23 protein-coding genes are annotated in these 23,345 nt (G+C 72.1%); 13 read left to right on the top strand and 10 right to left on the bottom strand.

Translation table 11 applies throughout. The features are described from left to right. Positions 1-13: 13 nt before the first annotated feature. Positions 14-763, bottom strand: coding sequence for an ABC transporter ATP-binding protein (locus ACIQOE_RS18825; protein ID WP_351322067.1), 750 nt, complete (start codon positions 761-763; stop codon positions 14-16). Further along, positions 760-1,275 (bottom strand): PadR family transcriptional regulator, encoded by a 516-nt coding sequence (locus ACIQOE_RS18820; RefSeq protein WP_351322065.1) that lies wholly within the window; start codon positions 1,273-1,275, stop codon positions 760-762. Before ACIQOE_RS18820 ends, ACIQOE_RS18825 begins: the two co-directional genes overlap by 4 nt. Positions 1,276-1,408: 133 nt before the next feature. On the opposite strand from ACIQOE_RS18820, the gene ACIQOE_RS18815 reads away from it, so the two are divergent. From ACIQOE_RS18815 to ACIQOE_RS18780, 8 genes are all read left to right on the top strand, one after another. After that, positions 1,409-2,686 (top strand): ABC transporter substrate-binding protein, encoded by a 1,278-nt coding sequence (locus ACIQOE_RS18815; RefSeq protein WP_401412438.1) that lies wholly within the window; start codon positions 1,409-1,411, stop codon positions 2,684-2,686. Positions 2,687-2,882: 196 nt separating this feature from the next. Beyond that, positions 2,883-4,499, top strand: a complete 1,617-nt coding sequence (locus tag ACIQOE_RS18810; protein WP_365556395.1) for a glycoside hydrolase family 13 protein — start codon at positions 2,883-2,885, stop codon at positions 4,497-4,499. A gap of 39 nt (positions 4,500-4,538) precedes the next feature. Next, entirely contained in the window at positions 4,539-5,867 is a 1,329-nt protein-coding gene (locus ACIQOE_RS18805) for an ABC transporter substrate-binding protein (protein ID WP_365556397.1), read from the top strand. A gap of 6 nt (positions 5,868-5,873) precedes the next feature. Next, complete coding sequence (locus ACIQOE_RS18800) at positions 5,874-7,238, top strand: sugar ABC transporter permease (RefSeq protein ID WP_351322056.1); 1,365 nt, start codon at positions 5,874-5,876, stop codon at positions 7,236-7,238. After that, a complete protein-coding gene (locus ACIQOE_RS18795) occupies positions 7,235-8,074 on the top strand; it encodes a carbohydrate ABC transporter permease (RefSeq protein WP_351322054.1) in 840 nt (279 codons plus the stop codon). Before ACIQOE_RS18800 ends, ACIQOE_RS18795 begins: the two co-directional genes overlap by 4 nt. A gap of 730 nt (positions 8,075-8,804) precedes the next feature. Then, positions 8,805-9,422 (top strand): NAD(P)H:quinone oxidoreductase, encoded by a 618-nt coding sequence (gene wrbA, locus ACIQOE_RS18790; RefSeq protein WP_351322052.1) that lies wholly within the window; start codon positions 8,805-8,807, stop codon positions 9,420-9,422. Between the two features lie 261 nt (positions 9,423-9,683). After that, positions 9,684-12,707 carry an AfsR/SARP family transcriptional regulator gene (locus tag ACIQOE_RS18785; protein ID WP_401412434.1) on the top strand — a complete coding sequence of 1,008 codons (3,024 nt, stop codon included), beginning with the start codon at positions 9,684-9,686 and terminating at the stop codon, positions 12,705-12,707. Between the two features lie 278 nt (positions 12,708-12,985). Continuing rightward, positions 12,986-13,549 (top strand): sigma-70 family RNA polymerase sigma factor, encoded by a 564-nt coding sequence (locus ACIQOE_RS18780; protein ID WP_351322048.1) that lies wholly within the window; start codon positions 12,986-12,988, stop codon positions 13,547-13,549. 4 nt (positions 13,550-13,553) lie between these two features. On the opposite strand, the gene ACIQOE_RS18775 is transcribed toward ACIQOE_RS18780, so the two are convergent. Together ACIQOE_RS18775 and ACIQOE_RS18770 are read right to left on the bottom strand one after the other, a co-directional pair. After that, entirely contained in the window at positions 13,554-14,180 is a 627-nt protein-coding gene (locus ACIQOE_RS18775) for a response regulator transcription factor (RefSeq protein WP_351322046.1), read from the bottom strand. Positions 14,181-14,358: 178 nt separating this feature from the next. Then, on the bottom strand, positions 14,359-15,153 hold the full coding sequence (locus tag ACIQOE_RS18770; protein WP_401412431.1) for an SDR family NAD(P)-dependent oxidoreductase: 795 nt from the start codon (positions 15,151-15,153) through the stop codon (positions 14,359-14,361). Positions 15,154-15,404: 251 nt separating this feature from the next. On the opposite strand from ACIQOE_RS18770, the gene ACIQOE_RS18765 reads away from it, so the two are divergent. The 3 genes from ACIQOE_RS18765 to ACIQOE_RS18755 all read left to right on the top strand — a co-directional run bounded on the left by ACIQOE_RS18765 (position 15,405) and on the right by ACIQOE_RS18755 (position 16,697). Continuing rightward, on the top strand, positions 15,405-15,818 hold the full coding sequence (locus tag ACIQOE_RS18765) for a hypothetical protein (protein ID WP_351322041.1): 414 nt from the start codon (positions 15,405-15,407) through the stop codon (positions 15,816-15,818). After that, on the top strand, positions 15,769-16,206 hold the full coding sequence (locus ACIQOE_RS18760) for a hypothetical protein (protein ID WP_351322039.1): 438 nt from the start codon (positions 15,769-15,771) through the stop codon (positions 16,204-16,206). The genes ACIQOE_RS18765 and ACIQOE_RS18760 overlap by 50 nt, the downstream gene beginning before the upstream one ends. 128 nt (positions 16,207-16,334) lie before the next feature. Further along, positions 16,335-16,697 carry a hypothetical protein gene (locus ACIQOE_RS18755; protein WP_401412429.1) on the top strand — a complete coding sequence of 121 codons (363 nt, stop codon included), beginning with the start codon at positions 16,335-16,337 and terminating at the stop codon, positions 16,695-16,697. Positions 16,698-16,764: 67 nt separating this feature from the next. Here the strand turns inward: ACIQOE_RS18755 and ACIQOE_RS18750 are convergent, their stop codons facing one another. The 4 genes from ACIQOE_RS18750 to ACIQOE_RS18735 all read right to left on the bottom strand — a co-directional run bounded on the left by ACIQOE_RS18750 (position 16,765) and on the right by ACIQOE_RS18735 (position 20,748). Then, positions 16,765-18,465 (bottom strand): methylmalonyl-CoA mutase family protein, encoded by a 1,701-nt coding sequence (locus ACIQOE_RS18750; protein ID WP_362645352.1) that lies wholly within the window; start codon positions 18,463-18,465, stop codon positions 16,765-16,767. A 75-nt stretch (positions 18,466-18,540) separates the two neighbouring features. Further along, on the bottom strand, positions 18,541-18,879 hold the full coding sequence (locus ACIQOE_RS18745; protein WP_351322033.1) for a DUF3817 domain-containing protein: 339 nt from the start codon (positions 18,877-18,879) through the stop codon (positions 18,541-18,543). Positions 18,880-18,922: 43 nt separating this feature from the next. Further along, a complete protein-coding gene (locus ACIQOE_RS18740) occupies positions 18,923-19,429 on the bottom strand; it encodes a MarR family transcriptional regulator (protein ID WP_351322031.1) in 507 nt (168 codons plus the stop codon). A gap of 116 nt (positions 19,430-19,545) precedes the next feature. After that, positions 19,546-20,748, bottom strand: a complete 1,203-nt coding sequence (locus ACIQOE_RS18735; protein WP_351322029.1) for an MFS transporter — start codon at positions 20,746-20,748, stop codon at positions 19,546-19,548. Positions 20,749-20,851: 103 nt separating this feature from the next. Between ACIQOE_RS18735 and ACIQOE_RS18730 the strand changes: the two genes are divergently transcribed. Beyond that, positions 20,852-21,841: a DUF5937 family protein gene (locus tag ACIQOE_RS18730; RefSeq protein ID WP_351322027.1), complete on the top strand. Its 990-nt coding sequence runs from the start codon at positions 20,852-20,854 to the stop codon at positions 21,839-21,841. A 16-nt stretch (positions 21,842-21,857) separates the two neighbouring features. On the opposite strand, the gene ACIQOE_RS18725 is transcribed toward ACIQOE_RS18730, so the two are convergent. Then, positions 21,858-22,151, bottom strand: a complete 294-nt coding sequence (locus ACIQOE_RS18725) for an MTH1187 family thiamine-binding protein (RefSeq protein ID WP_399012838.1) — start codon at positions 22,149-22,151, stop codon at positions 21,858-21,860. Next, a complete protein-coding gene (locus tag ACIQOE_RS18720) occupies positions 22,148-22,492 on the bottom strand; it encodes a DUF3817 domain-containing protein (RefSeq protein WP_351322022.1) in 345 nt (114 codons plus the stop codon). Before ACIQOE_RS18720 ends, ACIQOE_RS18725 begins: the two co-directional genes overlap by 4 nt. A 219-nt stretch (positions 22,493-22,711) precedes the next feature. Here ACIQOE_RS18720 and ACIQOE_RS18715 point away from each other — a divergent pair, with 219 nt between their 5' ends. Continuing rightward, the gene (locus ACIQOE_RS18715; protein ID WP_401412554.1) at positions 22,712-23,344 is read left to right on the top strand and encodes an AIM24 family protein; all 633 of its coding nucleotides are present in this window, start codon (positions 22,712-22,714) and stop codon (positions 23,342-23,344) included. The last annotated feature ends 1 nt before the right edge of the window (position 23,345 follow it).

Genomic DNA, 23,345 nt, shown 5'->3' with positions numbered 1-23,345 from the left:
GTCCGCGGGCTCGTCAGTCCTTGAGCTCCAGCACCCCGGAGGTGCCGGGCCGGCGCGCCGGGGCGGTGTCGAGCTGCGCGTCGTCGGCGATCCTGCCGTCGAAGAAGCTGATGACCCGGCCGGCCGCGCTCGCCAGCCGGGCGTCATGGGTGACCAGCACGATCGTCTGCCCCCGCTGGTGGAAGCGGGTGAGCAGCCGCATCACCTCGCGGGTGCCCTTGCTGTCCAGGCTGCCGGCGGGCTCGTCGGCCAGCAGCAGCGGCGGGTGGTTGACCAGGGCCCGCGCCAGGGCGACCCGCTGCTGCTCGCCGCCCGACAGCTCGCCGGGCATGCTGCGTTCCTTGCCGGCGATGCCCAACTCGGCCAGCAGCGCCTCCCGCTCGGCGCGGGCCCGGCGGGGCGGCACGCCGGCGAGGAGGGCCGGGAGCTCCACGTTGTCGGCGACGGACAGGTTGGAGACGAGGTTGAAGAACTGGAAGACGATGCCGATGCGGCGCCTGCGCTCCACCGCCCAGCGGGTCTCCCGCCAGGCGTCGGTGCGTTCGCCGCCCAGCCAGATGCTGCCGCTGTCGGGCTGCTGGAGCCCGCCGAGCAGGTGCAGCAGCGTGGACTTGCCCGCCCCGGAGGGGCCGGTGATCGCCACGAACTCGCCCTGGCGCACGCACAGATCGACCCCGCGGACGGCGTGTGCCGGACCGCTCTCGCCGTGGTGCGTCCTGACCAGGCCCGCGGCGCGCAGCACGGGAGCGGGGCCGTCGCTCACTCCAGGTCCTCCAGCTCTTCCTGGCACCTTTCCAGCCAGTCGAGGTCTGCCTGAAGGTGCAGCATCGCACCCTCGATCAGGAGGTGCGCGATGCGGTTGTCCCGGTCTTCCGCGGCGGCCAGCTTCGACAGGTCGCGCATCGAGTTGAGGTACTGCCGCCGCTGCTTGTTGATCAGCGCGATCTGGTCGGCGATGCCGGTCCGCGGGGCGAGGGCCAGCTTCATGAAGAAGTCGTCCCGCACCCGTGGTTCGTCCTCGGGCCTGTCGAACCAGGCGCGGAGCTCGTCCTGCCCGGTCGCGGTGAGGCGGTACACCTTCTTGTTGGGCCGGCTGGACTGTTCGATGTCCTCGCCCTCGATCAGTCCCTGCTTCTCGAGGCGGCCGAGGGTCACGTAGATCTGGCCGACGTTCGGCTGAGGGTACGCGGAGCCCAGCAGTTGCTCAAGGCCCTGCTTGAGCTCGTACCCGTGGGCAGGTCCCCGGGCCAGGAGGGCAAGGAGGGGCAGCCGCACTACCGTCGTCCTCCTGTCCTCGTAAAGTGTCCCAGGATCTAGTATCGCCCATACCTAACGGGTATACATGGCCTTCGAGCCGTGGTGACACCGCCGGCGGCCACCGACGACGCCGGCGCACAGGGAGGAACCTATGCGGTGGCTCAGGGCCGCGGGTAGGTGCCTCCTCGTCCTGGGCGTCGTCCTGACCGGGTGCGTCTCGTCGAACGGGCCGTCCGCCGACGGCGCGGGCGCCGGGGACGGCCGGGGACCGCTCACGCTGGCCACCGCCGGGGACCTCACCGGATACCTGGGCACCGTGCTGGACGGGTGGAACCGCACCCATCCGGGCGAGCGGGTGACGCTCGTCGAGCTGCCCGACTCCGCCGACGAGACCCATGCGCAGATGGTCACCGACCTGCGCGGCGGCGACCGCAGCCGGTTCGACGTCCTGAACATCGACGTCACCTGGACCGCCGAGTTCGCGGCCGCGGGATGGATCCGCCCGCTGGATCCCGGGCGCTTCCCGCTCGACTCCTTCCTGCGGCCGGTCGTGGACACCGCGACCTACGACGGCCGGCTCTACGCGGTGCCCTACGTCACCAACGCCGGACTGCTGCTGTACCGCAAGGACGTCCTCGCGAAGGAGGGCGTGCCGCCGCCGCGGACCTGGGCCGAGCTGGAACGGGACGCGAAGACCATCGCGCCGAAGTACGGACTGGACGGCTACGCGGGCCAGTTCCTGCCCTACGAGGGCCTGACGGTGAACGCCGCCGAGGCCGTCTACTCGGCGGGCGGCACCATCCTCGGCGACGAGGGCGACCGGGTCACGGTGAACTCCGCGGCGGCCCGGGAGGGCATCGACTTCCTGGCCCGCGGCGTACGGGAGGGCTGGATCCCGAAGCAGGCCCTGTCGTACAAGGAGGAGGAGTCCAAGCAGGCCTTCCAGGACGGCCGGCTGCTCTTCCTGCGCAACTGGTCCTACGCGTACGCCGTCGCCTCGGCCCCCGGCTCCCCGGTCGCCGGAAAGATCGGGGCCGTACGGCTGCCGGGCCCCGACGGGCTGGGCACCAGCGTGCTCGGCGGCTCCGACCTGGCCGTCAACTCCCATGCGCGGCACCCCGATTCGGCCGCCCGTCTGATCGCCTACCTGACCAGTGAGCGGGTCCAGCGCCAGGTGCTCACGCTCGGCGCGCTGCCGCCCGTACGCGCCGCCCTGTACGAGGATCCGGCGCTGGTACGGCGCTTCCCCTACCTGCCCACGCTGCGCGCGAGCGTGCTGTCCGCGGCGCCGCGGCCCAAGAGCCCGCGGTACGGCCAGGTGAGCCTGGTGGTGCAGGCGGTCGTGCGCGACGCGATGACCGGGCACGAGACGCCCGAGGCGGCGGTCCGGCGGCTGGCCCGCGAACTCGCCGCGGTGCCGCAGCGCTAGAGCGCCCCGCCTGGTCCTCCTAGTTACTTGTTAGGTAACGCCCAGGTCTCACCTGTCTCCCTTTCGAGCTGAATTATCCCTATAAACAACCCCTGTAGGCGCACCAGTTGCCCGCTTCTCGTTGACACGTCCCAGACACGCTTACTTAACATGCATGCATAACCACCAGGCACCAGAGACAGGCAATGGGTTGAACATGCACCGTTGGTGGCGCGACGCGGTCATCTACCAGGTGTACGTCCGCAGCTTCCTGGACAGCACCGGAGACGGCATCGGCGACCTCGCCGGGGTCCGCGCCGGACTGCCCTACCTGAAGAAGCTCGGCGTCGACGGGATCTGGCTGAGCCCCTTCTACCCCTCGCCGCAGCACGACCACGGCTACGACGTCGCCGACTACCGCGACGTCGACCCGGTCTTCGGCGACCTCGACGAGTTCGACCGGCTCATGGCGGCGGCCCGCCGGCTCGGCATCCGCGTGCTGCTCGACATCGTGCCCAACCACTGCTCCTCGCACCACCCGTGGTTCCGGAAGGCACTCGCCGCGCCGCCCGGCAGCCCCGAGCGCGCCCGCTTCCACTTCGCCGACGGCCGCGGACCCGACGGCGCCGAACCGCCCAACAACTGGCACGCCATGTTCGGCGGCCCCGCCTGGACCCGGATCACCGAGTCCGACGGCCGGCCCGGCCAGTGGTACCTGCACATGTTCACGCCCGACCAGCCCGACTGGAACTGGCGCGACCCCGAGATCGCCGCCGAGTTCGACCGCGTCCTGCGCTTCTGGCTGGACCGGGGCGTCGACGGCTTCCGCATCGACGTCGCCGCCGGCCTCTACAAGCACCCGGAACTGCCCGACTCCGACGACCCGGAGGCCGACGCCCGCACCCGCGACTCGGTCAACCCGCTCGCCTGGAACCAGCCCGAGGTGCACGACGTCTGGCGGCACTGGCGGTCGGTCTGCGAGGAGTACGCGGCCCGCGACGGCTCCGAACGCCTCCTCGTCGGCGAGGTCTCCGTCCCCACCGCCCGCGAACACGCCCGCTACGTCCGCCCCGACGAACTCCACCAGGCGTTCTTCTTCGACCTGCTCAGCGCCCCCTGGGACGCCGACGCCTTCCGCAAGGTCATCGCCGAGGCCATGCAGGACATCGCCGGCACCGGCTCCACGGTCACCTGGGTCCTCAACAACCACGACCAGGTCCGCACGGTCACCCGCTACGGCGAACCCACCCCCGAGGGCAGCGGCCTCGGCCCGGCCCGCGCCCGCGCCGCCGCGCTGCTGATGCTGGCGCTGCCCGGAGCCGCGTACATCTACCAGGGCGAGGAGCTGGGCCTGCCCGAGGTCGTCGACCTGCCCGACGACGTCCTCACCGACCCCATCTTCCGCCGCACCGGCAGCCGCGCCCGCATCCGCGACGGCTGCCGGGTGCCGCTGCCCTGGTCCGGACAGGCGTCCCCGTTCGGCTTCACCCCAGGAGCCGAGAGCGCCAAGCCCTGGCTCCCGCAGCCCGACTACTTCGCCGAGTACGCCACCGACCGCGCCCTCGCCGACACCCGCTCCTTCTGGCACCTGTACCGCGACGGACTCCAACTGCGCGCCGCGCTTGACCAGTTGGGCGAGGGCGAGCTGCGCTGGCTGGACAGCCCGCCCGACGTGCTCGCCTTCGTCCGCGGCGACGGCCTGGTCTGCGCCGTCAACTTCGGTACGTCACCGACCCCCGCGCCGGTCCCCGGCACCCCGCTCCTGGCCAGCGGCCCCTGTCCGGCCGGGATCCTCCCCGGCTCGACCGCCGCCTGGTGGATCAACGACCTCTGAACACCCAGCAGTCGACAGCACCCGAAGGGAACATCAACGATGATGCGACGCCGTACGACCCTGCTCACCAGCTGCACCGCCCTCGTCCTCACGCTCGGCGCCACCGCCTGCGGCAGCGGCGACCCCGTCTCCGCGGGCGGCGGCGACAAGGCGCTCAGCGGCCAGACCGTCACCGTGGCCGGCGTCTGGTCCGGCACCGAGCAGAAGAACTTCCAGAAGGTCCTGGACGCGTTCGGCGCCAAGACCGGCGCCAAGACCCAGTTCGTCTCCACCGGCGACAACGTCTCCACCGTCGTCGGCAGCAAGATCGAGGGCGGCAACGCGCCCGACGTGGTCATGGTCCCGCAGGTCGGCGTCCTCCAGCAGTTCGCCAAGGAGGGCTGGCTCACCCCGCTGTCGGCCACCGCAGAGAAGTCCGTCGACGCCGGCTACGCCCCCGTCTGGAAGAACTACGGCAGCGTCGACGGCACCCTCTACGGCCTCTACTTCAAGGCCGCCCACAAGTCGACCGTCTGGTACAGCCCCGACGCGTTCAGCCAGGCCGGCGTCACCCCGCCCGCCTCCTACGACGACATGCTCAAGGTCGGCCACACCCTCTCCGACTCCGGCCTCGCGGCCTTCTCGGTCGGCGGCCAGGACGGCTGGACCCTGACCGACTGGTTCGAGAACATCTACCTCTCCCAGGCCGGACCCGAGAAGTACGACGCCCTCGCCGCCCACAAGCTGCAGTGGACCGACCCCTCCGTGGTCGCCGCGCTCACCACCCTCGGCAAGCTGTTCAAGGACAAGGAACTCGTCGCGGGCGGCCAGAAGGAAGCGCTGAACACCGACTTCCCGAGCTCCGTGGAGAAGGTCTTCGGACCCAAGCCCGACGCGGGCATGGTCTACGAGGGCGACTTCGTCGCCGGCGTCGCCCACGACCAGTTCGGCAGGACCATCGGCAAGGACGCGGACTTCTTCCCCTTCCCCGCCGTCGGCACCGGCAAGGCGCCGGTCGTCAGCGGCGGCGACGCGGCCGTCGTCCTCAAGGACGGCAAGAACGCCAAGGCCGGCATGAAGCTCCTCGAATACCTCGCCACCCCCGAGGCCTCCGCCGTGTGGGCCAAGGCCGGCGGCTACCTCTCCCCGAACAAGGACCTCCCGCTCGACTCCTACGCCGACGACGTCACCCGCGCCACCGCCAAGTCCCTCGTCGACGCCGGCGACTCGGTCCGCTTCGACATGTCCGACCAGGCTCCCGCGGCCTTCGGCGGCACCAAGGGCGCCGGCGAGTGGAAGCTCCTCCAGGACTTCCTGCGCGACCCCTCCGACCCCAAGGCGACCGCCGCGAAGCTCGAAGCGGCCGCCGCCAAGGCCTACAAGGGCTGACCGGCCATGACCGCCACCCTGGTCGAGGAGACGACGAGCCCGCCGCGGGCCGGCGCCGCCGAAAGGGCCCGCCGCACCCGGCGGCGGGCCCGGACCGTCGCCCTGCTGTTCGTCCTGCCCGCGCTGCTCCTGCTGGGCGCCCTCGTCGTCTACCCCGTGCTGTTCTCCGTCGGCCGCAGCTTCTTCGACGCCTCCGGCGACCGCTTCGTCGGCGCCGACAACTACACCGAGATGTTCCGCGACCCGGCCACCCTCAAGGCCGTACGCAACACCGCGATCTGGGTCGTCGTCGCGCCGACCCTGCTGACCGGCCTCGGCCTGGTCCTGGCCGTCCTGGTGGAGAAGGTCCGCTGGGCGACCGCCTTCAAGCTGCTGCTGTTCATGCCGATGGCCGTGTCCTTCCTCGCCGCGGGCATCGTCTTCCGCCTCGCCTACGACGAGGACCCCTCCAAGGGCGTCCTCAACGCGGCCGTCGTCGGCGTCCACGACGCGTTCAAGGGATCATCCGAGTACCCGACGGCACGGGCCCGCGACGGTCACGGCGTCACCGCGGACCGGGACGGCTCGTACCGCACGGGCCGGCCGGTGTCACCGGGCACCGCCGTGGACTTCGGCATGGTGGGCGTCGCCCCCGGCGACGTCCCCGGCGACGCGCGCCCGGCCTACCGGGCCGCACAGCGCCCCGCGGCGGCCGGCGAGGTCAGCGGGGTCGTCTACCTGGACTTCACCCCCGGCGGGGGAGGACGCCAGGGCACGGTCGACCGCGCGGAGAGCGGGCTGCCGAGGATGCGCGTCGAGGCGGTCGCCGCGGACGGCACCACCGCCGGTACGGCGACCACGGCCGCCGACGGCTCCTACCGCTTCACCGGCCTCGAGGCGGGCACCTACACCCTCCGCCTCCCCGCCTCGAACTTCGCCCAGCCCTACCAGGGCGTCTCCTGGCTCGGCCCGGCCCTGGTGACCCCGGCCATCATCGGCGCCTACCTGTGGATCTGGACCGGCTTCGCGATGGTCCTGATCGGCGCGGGCCTCGCGGCGCTGCCGCGCGACGCCCTGGAGGCGGCGCGGATGGACGGCGCCAACGAGTGGCAGATCTTCCGGCGCATCACGGTCCCGCTGCTGGCACCCGTGCTGACCGTGGTCTTCGTGACGCTGGTCATCAACGTGATGAAGGTCTTCGACCTCGTCTACATCATCGCGCCGGGACCGGTGCAGGAGGACGCGACCGTGCTGGCCACGCAGATGTGGCTGGTGTCGTTCGGCGGCGGCAACAACCAGGGCCTGGGCAGCGCGCTCGGCGTGCTCCTGCTGCTGCTCGTCGTCCCGGCGATGGCCTTCAACGTCCGCCGCTTCCGAAGGAGTCAGCGATGAACGCGATCCGCCGCGGCCTCGGCAACGGCCTGGTGCAGGCCTTCCTGGTGGTGATCGGCCTGGTGTGGCTCACCCCGCTGGCCGGCCTGCTCCTGTCGTCCCTGCGATCGGCGCAGGACACGGCGAAGGGCGGCTGGTGGACGGTGTTCTCCAGCCCCGGGCAGCTGTCCTTCGACAACTACACGGCACTGCTGAAGAACTCCGGCATGACGCGGTCGCTGTGGAACACGGTGCTCATCTCGGTGCCTGCGACGGTCCTGGTGGTGGTCATCGCGGCCCTCGCCGGTTACGCCTTCGCGTGGCTGGACTTCCCCGGCCGGGACGGCATCTTCCTGGTGGTGGTCGCCCTCTTGGTCGTCCCGGTCCAGATCGGCCTCCTGCCGGTGGCCAAACTCTTCGGTGAACTGGGCCTGTTCGGCACGATCCCGGGCGTGGTCCTCTTCCACGTGGCCTACGGCCTGCCGTTCGCGGTGTTCCTGCTGCGGAACTACTTCGCGGAGATGCCGAAGGAGATGCTGGAGGCGGCCCGCATGGACGGCGGCAGCGAGTGGCGCATCTTCGTCCAGCTGGTCCTCCCGGTGGGCCGCCCGGCCATCGCCAGCCTCGCCATCTTCCAGTTCCTCTGGGTCTGGAACGACATGCTGGTCGCCCTCCTCTTCGCGGACAGCTCCTCCCAGCCCCTGACGGTGGAACTCCAGTCCCAGATACGCCAGTTCGGCAGCAACATCGACGTCCTGGCGCCGGGGGCGTTCGTGTCACTGGTGGTACCGGTGGTGGTCTTCTTCGCCTTCCAGAAGCATTTTGTGCAGGGGGTGATGGCGGGGTCGGTGAAGTAGCGGCCGCACCGACGCCGAACAGCCGGCCCTGGATGCCAGGGCCGGCTGTTCGGCGTTGCGTCAAGAAGGTGTCGGGGCCGCCGTCCGGACCCGGCCGGTTCCCTGTCATGAGCGGCGGCGGACAGGGAACCGGCCGGGGGCGAGGGGCGGGGTCCGCGGCGGTACCACCTGGGGGGTGGCCGCCCCGGCACTGCCCGCCCTCGCGCGCTGCCGTCGGGGCACGGCAGCGGCACCCGGAGACGAGACCGGTCCCGGCCCCCACCAGGACCGGGACCGGCCTCCGCGGAGCACGTGCCCGCCGCCCCCACGGCGGCCTGGCACGTGACGTCCGCGGGCCGCCGTCCCAGGGAAGGGGAGGACGGCCGCCCGCACCCCACCGCTGACGGGACGCAACGGGCGGGGACGCGCCGGATGCGCGTGGCCGGTCCTGACCACCGGCCGGCGCGACGAGCGTCGCAGCCGCCGTCGCCGCGCGGCAAGCGCGAGCCGATCAAGGTGCCCCAAGAGGCACCGGCGCCCGACCGGTCAGGCAGTCGCCGGCGGGAGCGTCCGATGCCGCAGGGGCCGTCCCGGTGTGGGGTGACTCACATGATTTAACATTCAACGACCACCTCGTTTAATGTTCAACGAGTGTCCGATGTGCGGGCACGGAATCACAAGATTGCGACCTGCCATGGGCATCTTCAGCCGCAGCCGAACGAACGACTCCCAGGAAACGGAGAACACCACCGTGAGCACCCCGATCAAGGTAGCTGTCGTCTACTACTCCTCCACCGGCACGATCGCCGAGGTCGCCCGGGAGATGGCGCAGTACGCCGAGAAGGCCGGTGCCGAGGTGCGTCTGCTCAAGGCGGCCGAGCTGGCCCCGCAGGCGGCCATCGACTCCAACCCCGCCTGGGCCGCGAACGCCCTCGCCACCGCCGGCCTCCCCGAGGCCACCGCGGACGACATCGAGTGGGCCGACGCCGTGATCTTCGGCTCCCCCACCCGCTTCGGCAACATCGCCTCGCAGCTCAAGCAGTTCATCGACACCCTCGGCGGCCTCTGGGCGCAGGGCAAGCTCGCGAACAAGGTCTACAGCGGCTTCACCTCGTCCGCCACCGTGCACGGCGGCCAGGAGTCCACCCTCCTCGCCCTGTACACCTCCTTCCACCACTTCGGCGGCATCGTGGTCGCCCCGGGATACACCCACGCCTCGAAGTTCGCCGACGGCAACCCGTACGGCACCTCGCACGTCGACGCGCAGGGCAACAACCCGGTGGACGACACGACCCGTGAGGCCGCCCGCGTGCAGGCCGAGCGCGTCGTCCACATCGCGACCGCCCTGAAGGCCGGCCTCTCCGTCTGAGTCCGCCCTGCCGCCGGCCACCGCGCCGGCGCCCGGTACCGGCCCGTCCACGCGCGATCCGACCCGCCCGTGGACGGGCCGCCGCGTGCGCGGCCGGCGACACCGCGAGAAGCGATTCCGGCGATCGAAGCCGGCGACCGGATATTCCGGCCCGGCCCGGCCGGCGGCGAATTCCGCTGCCCTTTCAGGCATTTACGCTGCCTGAAGGCGATATCCGCAGCACATGCCGTGGGCTCCGCGGGCCAATAGAATCGACCGACCATGCGCTTTCAGATCCTCGGGCCCGTCCGGCTCTGGCGGGACTCCACCGATGTGAGACTGGGCCCTCCCAAACAGCGGGCCCTGCTGGCCCTGCTGCTGGCGCACACAGGACAGCCGGTGCCGCTGCACGAGATCGTGGACGCGCTGTGGCACGCGGATCCCCCGGCGACGGCGGCCAACGTGGTGCACCGCCACGTCGCCGCCCTGCGCAGGCTGCTCGAACCCGAGCTGGTCTCCGGCACCGCCTCCAGCCGCCTGGTCCGCGCCGCGGGCGGCTACGCCCTCCGGGTCACCGGTGACGAACTGGACCTGCTGCGGTTCCGGGCGCTGTGCGAGGACGCCAGGGACGCGGCCCGGCGGGCGGACCGGGCACGGGCCGTGGAGTCGCTGGTCGAGGCGCTGGACCTGTGGCGGGGGCCCTCGGCGTCCGGGATCCCTCCCGAGGTGCGTGCCCTGCCGGTCTTCACGGCCATCGACGACGAGCACGTCGTCGCCGTGAAGGAGGCCGCCGGGCATCTGCCCACCGCCGGTGCCGCACTGACCGAACGCGTCCTGGTCACGCTCCGCCAGGCCGCCGCCCACCATCCGTTCGACGAGGCGCTGCAAGCCCGGCTCGTCGAGCTGCTGGCCGCCGCGGGCCGCCAGGCGGAGGCGCTGGAGACGTACCGGACGGTACGCGCACGCCTCGCCGAGGAGATCGGCCTCGACCCGGGCCCCGAACTCCGCGCGGCCCACCGCGCCGCGCTGGAGCAGGCACGGGATGCGGCTCAGGATCCGGCACCGGCACCGGCACCGGCACGGACGGAGCCACCGGATCGGCGCTCGCCAGTGGCCTCGGCGCCGGACGGTCGGACAGCCGCATACGTCCCGCCCTCACCGGCCGCCGCCTCCCCCGCGACCGCCACCCCGACCGGCACCGGCGGCACCGCCGTCACCGCCGTCACCGCCGTCACCGACCCAGCCGCTCCCCCCGCCGCCGGCCCGGTCACCGGCTCCGTCGCCGACGCCGCCCCCGAGCCCGCGCATCCCGCTCAACTCCCGCGCGATCTCGGCTCCTTCGCGGGCCGTCAGGCCGAGCTGGAGCGGCTGGACGCGCTCGTGCCGGGGGCCGGTGAGGCCGCGCAGGCCGTCGTCATCAGCGGGATGGCCGGCGTCGGCAAGACCACCCTCGCCGTGCACTGGGCCAACCGCCTCGCCCCCGGCTTCCCCGACGGGCAGGTCTACGTGGACCTGCGCGGCTTCCATCTGAGCGGGGCGGCGATGAGCGGGGCCGAGGCGCTGCGCGCGCTGCTCGACGCCTTCGGCGTGCCCGTCGGCCGCATCCCCGCGGAGCTGGGCGCGCAGGCCGCGGCCTACCGCCGGCTGCTGGCCGGCCGGCGCGTCCTCGTCGTCCTGGACAACGCCCTCGACTCCGAGCAGGTGCGTCCGCTGCTGCCGGCGCCGGACGGCTGCCTGGCCGTCGTCACCAGCCGTCACCAGCTCCAGGGGCTGATGGCCGTCGAGGGCGCGCACGCGCTCGCCCTGCGGCAGCCGGACGAGGACGAGGCCCGCGCGCTCCTCGGCCGGCGGCTCGGCGAGGACCGCGTCGCCCGCGAGGAGGAGGCGGCCGCCGAGATCATCGGCCTGTGCGAGCGGCTGCCGCTGGCGCTGGCCATCGTGAGCGCCCGCGCCGCGCTCAACCCCGGGTATCCGCTGGCCTCCATCGCCGGTGAGCTGCGGGCGGGCCACGGCAGTCTCGACGCGTTCTCCGGGGAGCCGCCCCTGGCCGACGTGCGGTGTGTCTTCTCCTGGTCGTACCGGGCGCTGACGCCCGAGGCGGCCCGGCTGTTCCGGCTGCTCGCCCTGCACCCGGGTCCCGACTGCTCCGTGGCCGCCGCGGCCGGACTGGCCGCCGTCCGGCCACGTCAGGTGCGCGCCCAGCTGACCGAGCTGGTCAGGGCGCACCTGCTGGTCGAGAACGAGCCCGGCCGGTACTCCCTGCACGGCCTGCTGCGCGCCTACGCCGCGGAACTCGTCGAGGAGCTCGACTCCCGCCAGGACGCGGACGCGGCGCACACCCGGCTGCTCGACCACTACCTGCACAGCGCGCACGCGGCGGAGGCCGCCCTGGCCCCGCACCGGGAGCGGATCCTGCTGCCCCGTCCGGCCGCGCACACGCTGCCCGAACGGTTCCCCGACCAGCGGGCCGCGGCCGACTGGTTCGACCGTGAACGCGCGGTGCTGCTGGCCGCCGTCGAGCAGGACGTCCGCCGCGGGGACGGCGGCTACGGCTGGCGGCTGGCCGCCGTGCTGGAGCTGTACCTGGACCGCAACGGACGCTGGCAGCAGCAGCGGACCGTCCAGACGGCCGCCATCACCGCGGCGCAGCGCGGGGGCGACCTGACGGGCCAGGCGCACGGTCACCGGGCGCTCGGCTTCGCGCTGAGCCGGCTGGGGCAGTGGGACGGGGCCGACGAACACCTGCACCGCGCCCTCCAGTTGTCCGAGGAGCTGCGCGACACGTGCGGCCAGGCCCGGGTGCACCGGTACTGGGCGTTCGTCGCCAACCGGCACGGGAGGCACGCCGACGCGCTGGACCACTACCGGCAGGCGCTGGAGCTGTACCGCGCCGCCGGTCACCTCAACGCCGAGGGAAGCGTGCACAACGAGGTGGGCTGGACGTACCTGTTGCTGGGCGCGTACGACAAGGCCCTCGAGGAGTGCGGCCGTTCGCTCGCCGTGCACCGCAAGACCGGCGATCCCAACGGCGAGGCGGCGGCCTGGGACAGCCTGGGCGTCGCCCACCTGCGGCTGGGACGGCTCGACCGGGCGCTCGACGGCTTCCGGCACGCACTCGCCCTGTACCGGCGGATCCGGGACTCCTATCTGGAGGCCGACACGCTCACCCACATCGCCGACACGCATCTGGCGGCGGGGCGGACGGAGAGCGCCGCCACGGCGCTCGGGCAGGCGCTGGAGATCCTGGAGGGCATCGGCCACCCGGACGCCGAGGGTGTCCGGGGCAGGCTCCGCGAACTGGGCTGAACCCCAGGCCGGCGCGGACCGTGTATCACCTGGCGGCGCGCCGTGCGGCGGTACCGGCGGGGTCGTGGGGGCCGGCCTGGGCGCGCGCTTCCTTTGGCGTGCGGCCGGTCAGGAATCCGTCAGTTTTCCGGCGGCACCGGCTGCCTACGATCGCGCGGAAACAGGCACGCAAACGCGTCGTGCCCGTCGGCGACGAGCCTCGAACCGGTTCGCCCGGCGCTCCGACTCCGCCCGTGCGCACCGCGCCGGAGGGCGGAACCCTGCCCCACGGGATAGACATGACTTGCGCCCTCGCGCCGGCCGGGCCTCCGACGGCACCCCGCGAACACCTTCTGCGGGCCCTGGCGGCCGACCACACCAAACCGCTGCTGGCCTACGTCGAACGCATGCTGCGGGACCGCCACACGGCGGAGGACATCGTGCAGGAGACCCTGATCCGGGCCTGGCACCACGCGGAGCGGCTCTACGAGAACGAGGGATCGGTGCACGGCTGGCTGCTGACCGTGGCCCGCAATCTGACCATCGACCGGATACGCAGCGCCTATCACCGTCATGAGTCCCCGGGCTCGGAGTATCCGGGCCCGGAGTTCGCGGGGGTGCTGGAGGGCGACCACGCCGACGCGGTGGCGGCCTCGGTGGACGCCGTGTCGCTGCTGCGGCATCTCTCCCGGGAGCACCGGGAGGTGCTGGTGCACACGTACCTCAACGACAGGACCGTGCAGGAGACCGCCAGGATCCTCGGTGTCCCCGCGGGCACCGTCAAGTCGCGGCAGCACTACGCGCTTCGGCAGCTGCGGCTCCGGGCGCACGCGCGGGCGGCCGCGGACGCGCGGGCCGCCTGAGCCCTCACAGCAGGCCGTTCTGCAGGGCGAAGGCGACGGCGTGGACGCGGTTGCGCAGGCCGTGGCGCGCGATGATCTCGTGGATGATGTATTTGACGGTTCGTTCCGAGTAGTGGAGAGCTGCGGCGATCTCCGTCGTGCTGAAACCGGCGGCCAGTTGCCGCAGCACCGCCAGTTCCCTGGTGGTGAGGGACGACGACTCGTCGTCGGCGCCGACACCCTGGTCGCTCCACTGCCGGGTGCGGATCTGCTCCAGCAGCGATCCCAGCAGCGACTGCGGCAGCGACGCCGCGCCGCGGGCCACCGCGCACAGCATCTCGGTGATGTCGGCGAGGGTGGTCCGCTCGCGGGACATGAAGGCCACGAGGCCGAGCCCGACCACGCGGACGAGCTGTTCGGCGGTGGGCCGGTTGGCCACGAGGACGAGCCGGGGCGCCCCGGCCGGGTCCTCCGGGCAGTACCGCTTCAGCACCGCGAACGTCCTCTCGCCGAGGTCGTCCGTGATGAGCAGCAGGACGTCGGGGCGTTCCTCGGCGTCCGCGGGCAGTACGCGTACACGGTCGTCGGCGATGAGATGTGCTTCGACGCCCTGCGCAGTCAGTCTGTCTTCTGCCAGGACGGTCACCTGCATGGGTCGCGACGGTTCAGAGCCGCTCACCTGGCGTCCTTTCCTGATTCCTGGTTCCGGATGGTGCTCGATTCGTGGGGACGGGCGGGGCCGCTCACACCGTCCCGCCCGGAGGCCGCACGGCCTCGTGGCCGGTACGGCGTCCGGGTGGGACGGTGCGCGGGTGCTTTGCCGGGTGGTGTCAGAGGGTCTTGATCTGTCCGCCGTCGATGACGATCTCGGCGCCGGTGATGTTGGCGGCGAGGGGGGAGGCGAGGTAGAGGGTGAGGTCGGCGACCTCGTTGGCTTCGGTGATGCGGCCGGAGGTGATGCCCATGCTCTGCGGCACGACGGTGTCGAGGGCTTCCTGGGCGGTGGTGCCGGCGGCCGCGGCGGTGGCGTCGGCGAAGCCGCCGGGTGCCGTCCAGAACGGGGTGCGGACGGGTCCGGGGGCGATGGCGTTGACGCGGACGCCCTGCGGGGCGAACTCCTCGGAGAGGGCCTTGTTGAGGTTGGTGAGCGCGGCCTTGGCCGCGGAGTAGTCCACGACCATCGGGAAGGGCAGCCGGGCGTTGATCGAGCCGATGTTGACGATGGCGGCGTCGCCCGCGGCGATCAGGTGCGGCAGCGCGGCGCGGCTGGCACGGACGGCGCTGAAGAAGGTCAGGCCGAAGACGTTCAGCCAGTCCTCGTCGCTCACCTTCAGGAACGACTCGCGCGGCTTGGTGGCGCCCACGTTGTTGACCAGGACGTCGATCCGGCCATGACGCTCCACGGCCGCACGGACCAGGGCCTCGGGACCCTCGGGGGTGGACAGGTCGACGGCCACGACGGTGACGTCGTGCTCGGCGGCCAGGGCGTCCAGCTCGGGGGTCGACGTACGGCTGCCGGCCACGACCTTGGCGCCCTCGCGGACCAGGCCCTCCACGACGGAGAGGCCGATGCCCTTGCTGGCTCCGGTGACGACGGCGACCTTGCCCTTGAGGTGCAGTTCCATGACAGTCCCTTTCTGGAATGATCAATACACAATCGGGTCGCACATCCGCGCTTCCCTCATGGGCAGAGCCTAGCAGTCTTTCTTGATTGTTCAATCCAGAACTAAAGTGGCTTCGGTCACCCCTTCGGGCAGACCTTGCGCCCCCTCGGTCCGACCGCCCCCGGCACCGCCCGCCGAACGGGCAACTCACCGCTCGGCGCCGCTCGTTCACCATTTGACGGCGGCGCGTCACTCCTACTTAACATGTAGGTATGCATCCCGCGCACCCCGTACCGATCCGGTACAAGACCGAAGAGAAGATCCGCCATCTGCTGGCCTGGGCGGCGGGCTGGAGCGGCGGCTCCCGGGGCGAGAGCCTGTGGTCGTACTCCCTCGGCCTCGGCGGTTCGCACGCCCTGCTCAGCGGGTGGCTGAAGAACCCGAGGCTCCTCGCCGCCCTCACCCCTCAGGAGCAGGATCTGCTGAGCGAGGCCCGCCGCAGGTCCGGCCGCCGGGCGGTCCGCCACGCTGGCGACGGAGCGCCGCCGGTCACCGCCGCCGCCGTCCGCTACGTTGCTGGCAACAGCGCACCGCCCACGGACGGCCCTCGGTGCGCGAGCACAGAAGGAACGCACCATGAGCCGCCCCGAAGGCAACGGCATCCTCACCACCGAGCCCGTGCATGACCTCTACCTGTCCCTGCTGCTGACGATGGTCGACGGCGGCCAGGGCGTCACCAGCATGACCATCACCCTGGGCACCCCCAGCGGTGTGATCAGCGGCGATCTCGTCTCCCGGGAGACCTGGAAGTCCCTGTGGACGGAGACCATCCTCACGAAGGCCAACACCAGCGCGGGCACGATGGGCCTCTTCCCCGACACCGTCGACCGGATGCTGGAGCAGGTGCGGGAGGAGGTCGGCGGGCACGACGAGTCCGCGGCCGAGGTGCCGCGCTTCGTGCACCTGAAGGACACCACCCTCTTCGTCCCCGGCGCCACCCCGATCACCCTTCCGTTCTGGCGCGGCCGCCTGGACGCGGTCACCGGCTGGACCCTCGGCAAACTCGGCGTCTGACCCGCCGCCGCACGGGCAACAACTCTGCCCGTCCGGCCCAACTCCCCCTCGTCGTAAGGAAGTCGGGCCCTGCGGTCGAACAAGCTGACGTCCGCAAGGTTCCTGCGTCAGCGAGGGTTGGAAGACCGATGAAGTCCATGTTCAGATCACGCGTTCGCGCGGCCGCCACCGTCGGTGCCGCGGTGGGCGCCCTCACCCTGGGACTGGCGGGGTCCGCGTCCGCCTCCTCGGTCCCGGCCTGGCAGCTCCAGGTCTGCTCCCAGAGCATCTTCCAGACGAACGTCTACTGGGGCAACGGCGGCTTCATGGGCGTGCCCGCCGGCCAGTGCCAGACCGCCTACTGGCAGCGCACCAGCGCCTCCGTGTACATGGTCCACGTCGACGCCTACGTGAACGGCGGCGGATACATCGCGAGCGCCGACGTCAACGTGGCCCAGGGAGCAGGACTGGCCACCGGCGGCGTCACCGCCCCGTACCTCTGGTCCTTCTGAGGGAAGCCCCCGGAGGGCGGCGGCACCGGGCCGTCGCCCTCCGGGAGCACCCACGGGTGACCGCGGCTCAGAAGCCCGCCGGCTCCGTGTACACGCCCCACTCCTCGCGGAGCACACCGCAGATCTCGCCCAGGGTCGCCTCGGCGCGTACGGCGTCGAGCATCGGCCCGATCATGTTGGCCCCGGAGCGGGCGGCGCCGAGCATCGCGTCCAGGGCGGAGCGGACCGCGCCCTCGTCGCGTGCGGTCCTGCGCGCGTCCAGCACCCGGACCTGCTCGCGCTCCACCTCGTGCGAGACCCGCAGGATCTCCAGGTCCCCGGTGACGGACCCGGTGTGCACGTTGACGCCGACGACCCGCTTGTCGCCCTTCTCCAGGGACTGCTGGTACTGGAAGGCCGACTCGGCGATCTCCCCGGTGAACCAGCCGTCCTCGATGCCCCGCAGGATCCCGGAGGTGACCGGTCCGATCGGGTGCCGCCCGTCCGGGTGGGCGCGCAGGCCGCGCTCCTTGATCTGGTCGAAGATCTTCTCGGCGTCGGCCTCGATCCGGTCGGTCAGCTGCTCGACGTACCAGGAACCGCCCAGCGGGTCCGCCACGTTGGCGACGCCGGTCTCCTCCATGAGCACCTGCTGGGTGCGCAGCGCGATCTCCGCGGCCTGCTCGCTGGGCAGCGCGAGGGTCTCGTCGAGGGCGTTGGTGTGCAGCGAGTTGGTGCCGCCGAGCACCGCGGCGAGCGCCTCGACGGCCGTGCGGACCACGTTGTTGTACGGCTGCTGGGCGGTCAGCGAGACGCCCGCGGTCTGGGTGTGGAAGCGCAGCCACTGCGACTTCTCCGACCGGGACCCGTACACGTCCCGCATCCAGCGGGCCCAGATCCGGCGGGCCGCGCGGAACTTGGCGATCTCCTCGAAGAAGTCGACGTGCGCGTCGAAGAAGAAGGAGAGTCCGGGTGCGAAGACGTCGACGTCCAGGCCGCGGCTGAGGCCCAGCTCGACGTATCCGAAGCCGTCCGCGAGCGTGTACGCCAGCTCCTGCGCGGCCGTCGCACCGGCCTCGCGGATGTGGTAGCCGGAGACGGACAGCGGCTTGTAGGCGGGGATGCCGGCCGCGCAGTACTCCATCAGGTCGCCGATGAGGCGCAGATGGGGCTCGGGCTGGAACAGCCACTCCTTCTGGGCGATGTACTCCTTGAAGATGTCCGTCTGGAGCGTGCCGTTGAGCACCGCCGGGTCGACGCCCTGCCGTTCGGCGGCGACGAGGTACATGCAGAAGACGGGGACGGCCGGGCCGCTGATCGTCATCGAGGTCGTGACGTCACCGAGCGGGATGTCCTTGAACAGGACCTCCATGTCGGCGGCGGAGTCGATGGCCACCCCGCAGTGCCCGACCTCGCCGAGCGAGCGCGGGTCGTCGGAGTCGCGGCCCATGAGGGTCGGCATGTCGAAGGCCACCGAAAGACCCCCGCCGCCGTTGGCGAGGATCATCTTGTAGCGCTCGTTGGTCTGCTCGGCGTTGCCGAACCCGGCGAACTGGCGAATGGTCCAGGTCCGCCCCCGGTAGCCGGTCGGGTACAGCCCGCGCGTGAAGGGGTACTCCCCCGGCCAGCCGATCCGCTCGAATCCCTCGTACGTGTCACCCGGCCGGGGCCCGTACACCGGCTCCACCGGGTCACCGGAGAGCGTCGTGAAGTCCGCGTCCCGCTTGCGGGCCGCGTCGTAGCGGGCCTGCCAGCGTAGGCGGCCCTCCGTGATGGCGTCAGCGTCCATACCCCCGAATTTACTAGGACGTCCTAGTAAAAGTCGATGGGGGACCGCCGTACGGGTGTCCGTACGGCGGTGGGATCAGGCCTTGGCGACGACCGGGGTGCCCTCGGTGACCTTGGCCTCCAGCTCGCGGCTGACCTTGCGCTCCACGAAGAACGCCGCGGTCGGGACGGTGCCCGCGAGCAGCACCCACAGCTGCTTGCCGACCGGCCACTTCGCCTTGGAGCCCAGGTCGAAGGCGAAGACCAGGTAGACGACGTAGAGCCAGCCGTGCGCGATGGCGACGACCCGCGTGACGTCGGCCGCGCCGTCGATGTCCAGCCCGTACTTGGCGATCATGCTCAGACACAGCAGCACCAGCAGCACACCGGTGACGTAGGCCAGGACGCGGTAGCGGGTCAGCACGCTCTTTTTCATGGGGACGAGCGTAACGACCCGTTCCGGGAGATCTTGTCCCGGGTCACTCGTCGAAGTCGTGTGCCGACACCCGCAGCGGACGCAGCATCGCGAAGATCTCCGCGCACTCCTCGGAGTCGTACGCCCCGAGCCCGAAGTCCATCGCCATCAGGTCCCGGGTGGCCGCCTCGACCACCTCGCGGCCCTTCTCGGTGATCGTGGCGAGCGTGCCGCGCCCGTCGTTGGGGTTGGGCCGCTTGGCCACCAGACCGGAGCGCACCAGCCGGTCGACGGTGTTCGTCACGGAGGTCGGGTGCACCATCAGCCGCTCACCGATCTTCGACATCGGCAGCTCACCGGCCTTGGAGAAGGTCAGCAGCACCAGCGCCTCGTAGCGCGCGAAGGTCAGCCCGTACGGCTTGACCACCGCGTCGACCTCGGCCAGCAGGATCTGCTGGGCCCGCATGATCGACGTGATCGCGGCCATCGACGGCACGTTTCCCCAGCGCTGCTTCCAGAGGTCGTCGGCACGGGCGATGGGGTCGAAGGGGAGACTGAGAGGCTTCGGCACGCCACCGACCCTACCGGCCGGTCATATACCGGTCAGCCGTGTCTCGGCTTTCGGTCACCTCCGCGGCCACAGCGCGGTCACACCGGGGCCGCCGCCCGCCGGCACGGGCCTCTCGGCTACGGCACCGGCCCCGCCGACCGCCGGGCCGCCACCGCGAGAGCGCAGCAGCACAGCACGCCCGCCACCCCGGCGCCCGCCACGGTCGCCCGCACCCCCACGGCCTCCGCCGCCACACCCGCCAGCGCCATCCCGACGCCCTGCAGGGTCATCAGCCCGGCGCTGAGCACCGTCATGGCCCGGCCGCGCAGCTCCTCGGGCACGGCCCGCACGAACCACTGGTCCAGGCCCAGCGTGTACGCCGACCCGGCCCCCGCCACCAGCAGGAGCAGCAGCGACACGGCGAGGGACGGGTGCAGGGCGTAGCCCAGGTACGGGAGCAGGGTGAGGCAGACCAGCGGAAGGGCGATCCGCTCCCGGGCCGCCGGGCCGAGCCGGGCACCGGCGTACAGCTCGCCGGCGACCGTGCCGACCGGCAGCGCGCACATCAGCAGGCCGAGCCCCGGGGAGCCGGTGCCGAGCGCGTCGGCGTACGGCGCGGCGAGCGCCTCCGGGACGACGGCGAACATGGCCGGGATCCAGAAGAGGAGGAGCAGGACGCGGACGCGGCGGTCGGCCAGCAGCTGCCGGGTGCCGCCGCGCTCCCGGGTCCGGACGCGGGCCGGACGGCGCCGGGTGCCGAGGCGCAGCAGCGCCGCCGAGGCGAGGAAGGTGCCGACGGTGATCACCAGGGCGTGCCGCGGGGTGAGGACGGCGAGCAGCAGTCCGCCGAGGCCGTAGCCGACCAGCAGGGCGCTCTGCGCGACGATCCGCAGCAGCGAGCGGCCGAGCACGAACAGGTCGCCGCCGCCGAGGATGTCGGACAGGGTCGCCATCCGGGTGCCGGCGAACACCGGCGAGACGACGGCGAGCGCGCAGCGCAGCCCGAGCAGGACCCCGATCCCGGTGCCGGGAACCGCCATCACCGCCACGCACCCCGCGCACACCAGGTCGCACACCACCAGCACGCGGCGGGCCGGGAACCGGTCGGCGACCGGGGCCAGCAGGGTGCCGCCGATCAGGTAGGGCAGAAAGCCCAGCGCGAAGGTCAGGGCGCTGAGCAGCGGCGATCCGGTGAGGTCGTAGACCAGCACGGACAGCGCGATCTCACTGACGATCACACCGAGCATGGACAGCACATGGGCGGCGAAGACGGCACGGAACTCGGGTACGGCGAGGACCCGGCCGTAGCCGGCGGGTCTCTCCAGGGCAGGCGCGGACATGGAGGGCAGCGTGCCCGCACCGGGGCCGTGCGCTTAGAGTTTCGGCACCAGCCGAATCTTCCGCCCCTCCCGCAGCCGCCGCTCCCCCGCCCAGGACCCCGCCATGCCCTCCCACCTGCACTTCGACGAGGACGACTTCCTCCGCTGCCGGTTCGCCGTGTCCCCGCTCTGGGAGACGCAGGAGGCGGTGCGGACCCTGCGGCGGCCGGACCGGCAGGGCTATCACGCGCCCTGGCTGCGGCGGATCAGCGCGGTGGCCGCCGGGCTCGACCTGGCCCCGCTGTGGCTGCTGATGCCCCGCCGCGGCCACTCGCCGGACTGGCTGGTGCCGCCGCCGACCGGTCCTGCCGCCTCCTTCGAGGAGGAACTGGCCGCCCTGCGCGCGGTGGACCCGCAGACGGCCCGCGCGGACACCGCGCGCTCGCTCGCGGACACGCCGGGCGCGCTGGAGTCGGCGACCGGCCGGGCCTGGCTCGCCGATCCGGCGCGCATGGTCAGGGAGCTGACCCGGGCGCTGGAGGCGGCCTGGCGGGTCCTGGTGGCCCCGGACTGGCCCCGGCTGCGCGCCCTGCTGGAGGCGGACATCGCCTTCCACTCCCGGCGGCTGGCGGAGGTGGGCCTGGGCGGGCTGCTGCCGGAGATCCACCGCCGGTGCGGCTGGCGGTCCGGGACGCTGACGGTGGCCTCGCCCGGCGCGTACGAACGGCGCCTGGGCGGGCAGGGCCTGGTGCTGATGCCGAGCGTGTTCACCTGGCCGGACCTGGTCAGCACCTTCGACCCGCCGGCCCTGCCGACGCTGGTCTACCCGGCCCGTGGCATCGGCGGCCTGTGGACCGACCCGGCCGAGGACACGCCCGGCGCGCTGGTACGGCTGCTCGGCCGGGGCCGCGCCACGGTCCTGACCGCCCTCGCCGAACCGGCCACCACCACCGCCCTCGCCCACCGGCTGCGGCTGGCCCCGTCCTCGGTCTCGGCGCACCTGGCGGCCCTGCGCGACGCGGGCCTGCTGACCTCACGCCGCTACGGCCACCAGGTGCTGTACGAGCGGACTCCCCTGGGCATCGCGCTGGCCTCGGGGGCTCCGGGCGGCTGACCTCAGCCGCCGCCGGTCACCGCGCGAGGTGCCGCTCGACCGTCTCCACCTTGCTGGTGAGGCCGTCGGTGACACCGGGGCGGATGTCCGCCTTCAGGACCAGGGAGACACGCGGGGCGCGTTCCTCGACGGCGGCGACCGCACGCCTGACGACGTCCATGACTTCGTCCCAGTCGCCCTCGATCGAGGTGAACATGGCGTCGGTGCGGTGGGGCAGCCCGGACGCGCGGACCACCCGGACGGCGTCGGCGACGTACTCCCCGACCTCCTCGCCGACGCCCAGCGGCGTCACGGAAAAGGCGACGATCATGCGTTCACGGTTCCTTCCTTGCGGGCACGGGCGGCGATGACCTCGTCCTCGGCGGCGCGCTTCAGCTTGCGCTCCGCGAAGAAGCCGCCGGTCGGCAGGACCGAGAGGACGAAGTAGAGGAGTCCGGTGCCCAGCGACCACTTGGCGCGGTTCCAGGCGTCGGCCCAGAAGATCACGTACAGGATGAACAGGACGCCGTGGACCGCGCCCATCACGGGCACCGCGTTGAAGTCCGTGGTCCGCTTCAGCACCGAGCAGAGCAGGAGGATCAGGAAGGAGACGGCCTCCGGGGCGGAGACCAGGCGCAGTCGGCGGATGGCGGTGGCGGTCTTGATGTCCACGAGTCACCTTCGGTGGGAGAGACGTCCACTCTTTGTGAACGCGAGCACAAACGTCCGCCCATTGTGGCAAAGCAGCCGCACGGGCCGGGCGCGGGGGTGGGCGGGCGGGGACGGCGAGGAAGGGGTGCGGCGCAGGCCCCTAGGGGGAGGATCCGGGACGAAGTCCACCCCGGGGACCTGTCGGTGGGGTCGCGGGGCGGCTACCTTCGCAGCGTGGCGATGTTCCGACTCCAGGGCAGCAAGGTGCTCGCCGTCGAGATGACCGGGGACGCCGTGAAGGCGAAGAACGGCTCGATGGTGGCGTACGACGGGCAGATGGCGTTCAAGAAACTGAGCGGCGGCGGCGAGGGGATCCGGGGGATGGTGACCCGGAGGCTCACCGGCGAGCAGATGACGGTGATGGAGGTGAAAGGGCACGGGACGTGCTGGTTCGCGGACCGGGCGTCCGAGATCAACCTGGTCGGCCTGCAGGGCGACAAGCTGTACGTCGAGTCGAGCAACCTGCTCGCCACCGACGCCGGCCTGCGCACCGGCACGAGCTTCACCGGCCTGCGCGGCGCCTCCCAGGGCAACGGGCTGTTCACGACCACCGTCGAGGGCCACGGCCAGGCGGCGATCATGTCGGACGGCCCCGCGGTGGTGCTCCGGGTCAGCGCGCAGTACCCGCTGACCGTGGACCCCGGTGCCTACATCGCCCACCAGGGCAGCCTCCGCCAGTCCTTCCAGTCGGGTGTGACCTTCCGCACCTTCCTCGGCGAGGGCGGCGGCGAGGCCTTCCAGATCCGGTTCGAGGGGGACGGCCTGGTGTACGTACAGCCGAGCGAGCGGAACACGATCGCGGGGGACGTGTGAG

Source organism: Streptomyces sp. NPDC091282 (genome assembly GCF_044757385.1).
GTDB classification, from domain to species: Bacteria; Actinomycetota; Actinomycetes; order Streptomycetales; family Streptomycetaceae; genus Streptomyces; species Streptomyces gramineus.
Note: the sequence above shows the minus strand (reverse complement) of the source record. Positions and strands in the feature narration are given on the sequence as shown.

Excerpts from the sequence above, each read along its gene's own strand:
- ACIQOE_RS18815 (WP_401412438.1), top strand. The coding sequence starts at position 1,409 with ATGCGGTGGCTCAGGGCCGCGGGTAGGTGCCTCCTCGTCCTGGGCGTC.
- ACIQOE_RS18810 (WP_365556395.1), top strand. The coding sequence starts at position 2,883 with ATGCACCGTTGGTGGCGCGACGCGGTCATCTACCAGGTGTACGTCCGC.
- ACIQOE_RS18805 (WP_365556397.1), top strand. The coding sequence starts at position 4,539 with ATGATGCGACGCCGTACGACCCTGCTCACCAGCTGCACCGCCCTCGTC.
- ACIQOE_RS18800 (WP_351322056.1), top strand. The coding sequence starts at position 5,874 with ATGACCGCCACCCTGGTCGAGGAGACGACGAGCCCGCCGCGGGCCGGC.
- ACIQOE_RS18795 (WP_351322054.1), top strand. The coding sequence starts at position 7,235 with ATGAACGCGATCCGCCGCGGCCTCGGCAACGGCCTGGTGCAGGCCTTC.
- ACIQOE_RS18785 (WP_401412434.1), top strand. The coding sequence starts at position 9,684 with ATGCGCTTTCAGATCCTCGGGCCCGTCCGGCTCTGGCGGGACTCCACC.
- ACIQOE_RS18780 (WP_351322048.1), top strand. The coding sequence starts at position 12,986 with ATGACTTGCGCCCTCGCGCCGGCCGGGCCTCCGACGGCACCCCGCGAA.
- ACIQOE_RS18775 (WP_351322046.1), bottom strand. The coding sequence starts at position 14,180 with ATGCAGGTGACCGTCCTGGCAGAAGACAGACTGACTGCGCAGGGCGTC.
- ACIQOE_RS18770 (WP_401412431.1), bottom strand. The coding sequence starts at position 15,153 with ATGGAACTGCACCTCAAGGGCAAGGTCGCCGTCGTCACCGGAGCCAGC.
- ACIQOE_RS18765 (WP_351322041.1), top strand. The coding sequence starts at position 15,405 with ATGCATCCCGCGCACCCCGTACCGATCCGGTACAAGACCGAAGAGAAG.
- ACIQOE_RS18760 (WP_351322039.1), top strand. The coding sequence starts at position 15,769 with ATGAGCCGCCCCGAAGGCAACGGCATCCTCACCACCGAGCCCGTGCAT.
- ACIQOE_RS18755 (WP_401412429.1), top strand. The coding sequence starts at position 16,335 with ATGAAGTCCATGTTCAGATCACGCGTTCGCGCGGCCGCCACCGTCGGT.
- ACIQOE_RS18750 (WP_362645352.1), bottom strand. The coding sequence starts at position 18,465 with ATGGACGCTGACGCCATCACGGAGGGCCGCCTACGCTGGCAGGCCCGC.
- ACIQOE_RS18745 (WP_351322033.1), bottom strand. The coding sequence starts at position 18,879 with ATGAAAAAGAGCGTGCTGACCCGCTACCGCGTCCTGGCCTACGTCACC.
- ACIQOE_RS18735 (WP_351322029.1), bottom strand. The coding sequence starts at position 20,748 with ATGTCCGCGCCTGCCCTGGAGAGACCCGCCGGCTACGGCCGGGTCCTC.
- ACIQOE_RS18730 (WP_351322027.1), top strand. The coding sequence starts at position 20,852 with ATGCCCTCCCACCTGCACTTCGACGAGGACGACTTCCTCCGCTGCCGG.
- ACIQOE_RS18725 (WP_399012838.1), bottom strand. The coding sequence starts at position 22,151 with ATGATCGTCGCCTTTTCCGTGACGCCGCTGGGCGTCGGCGAGGAGGTC.
- ACIQOE_RS18715 (WP_401412554.1), top strand. The coding sequence starts at position 22,712 with ATGTTCCGACTCCAGGGCAGCAAGGTGCTCGCCGTCGAGATGACCGGG.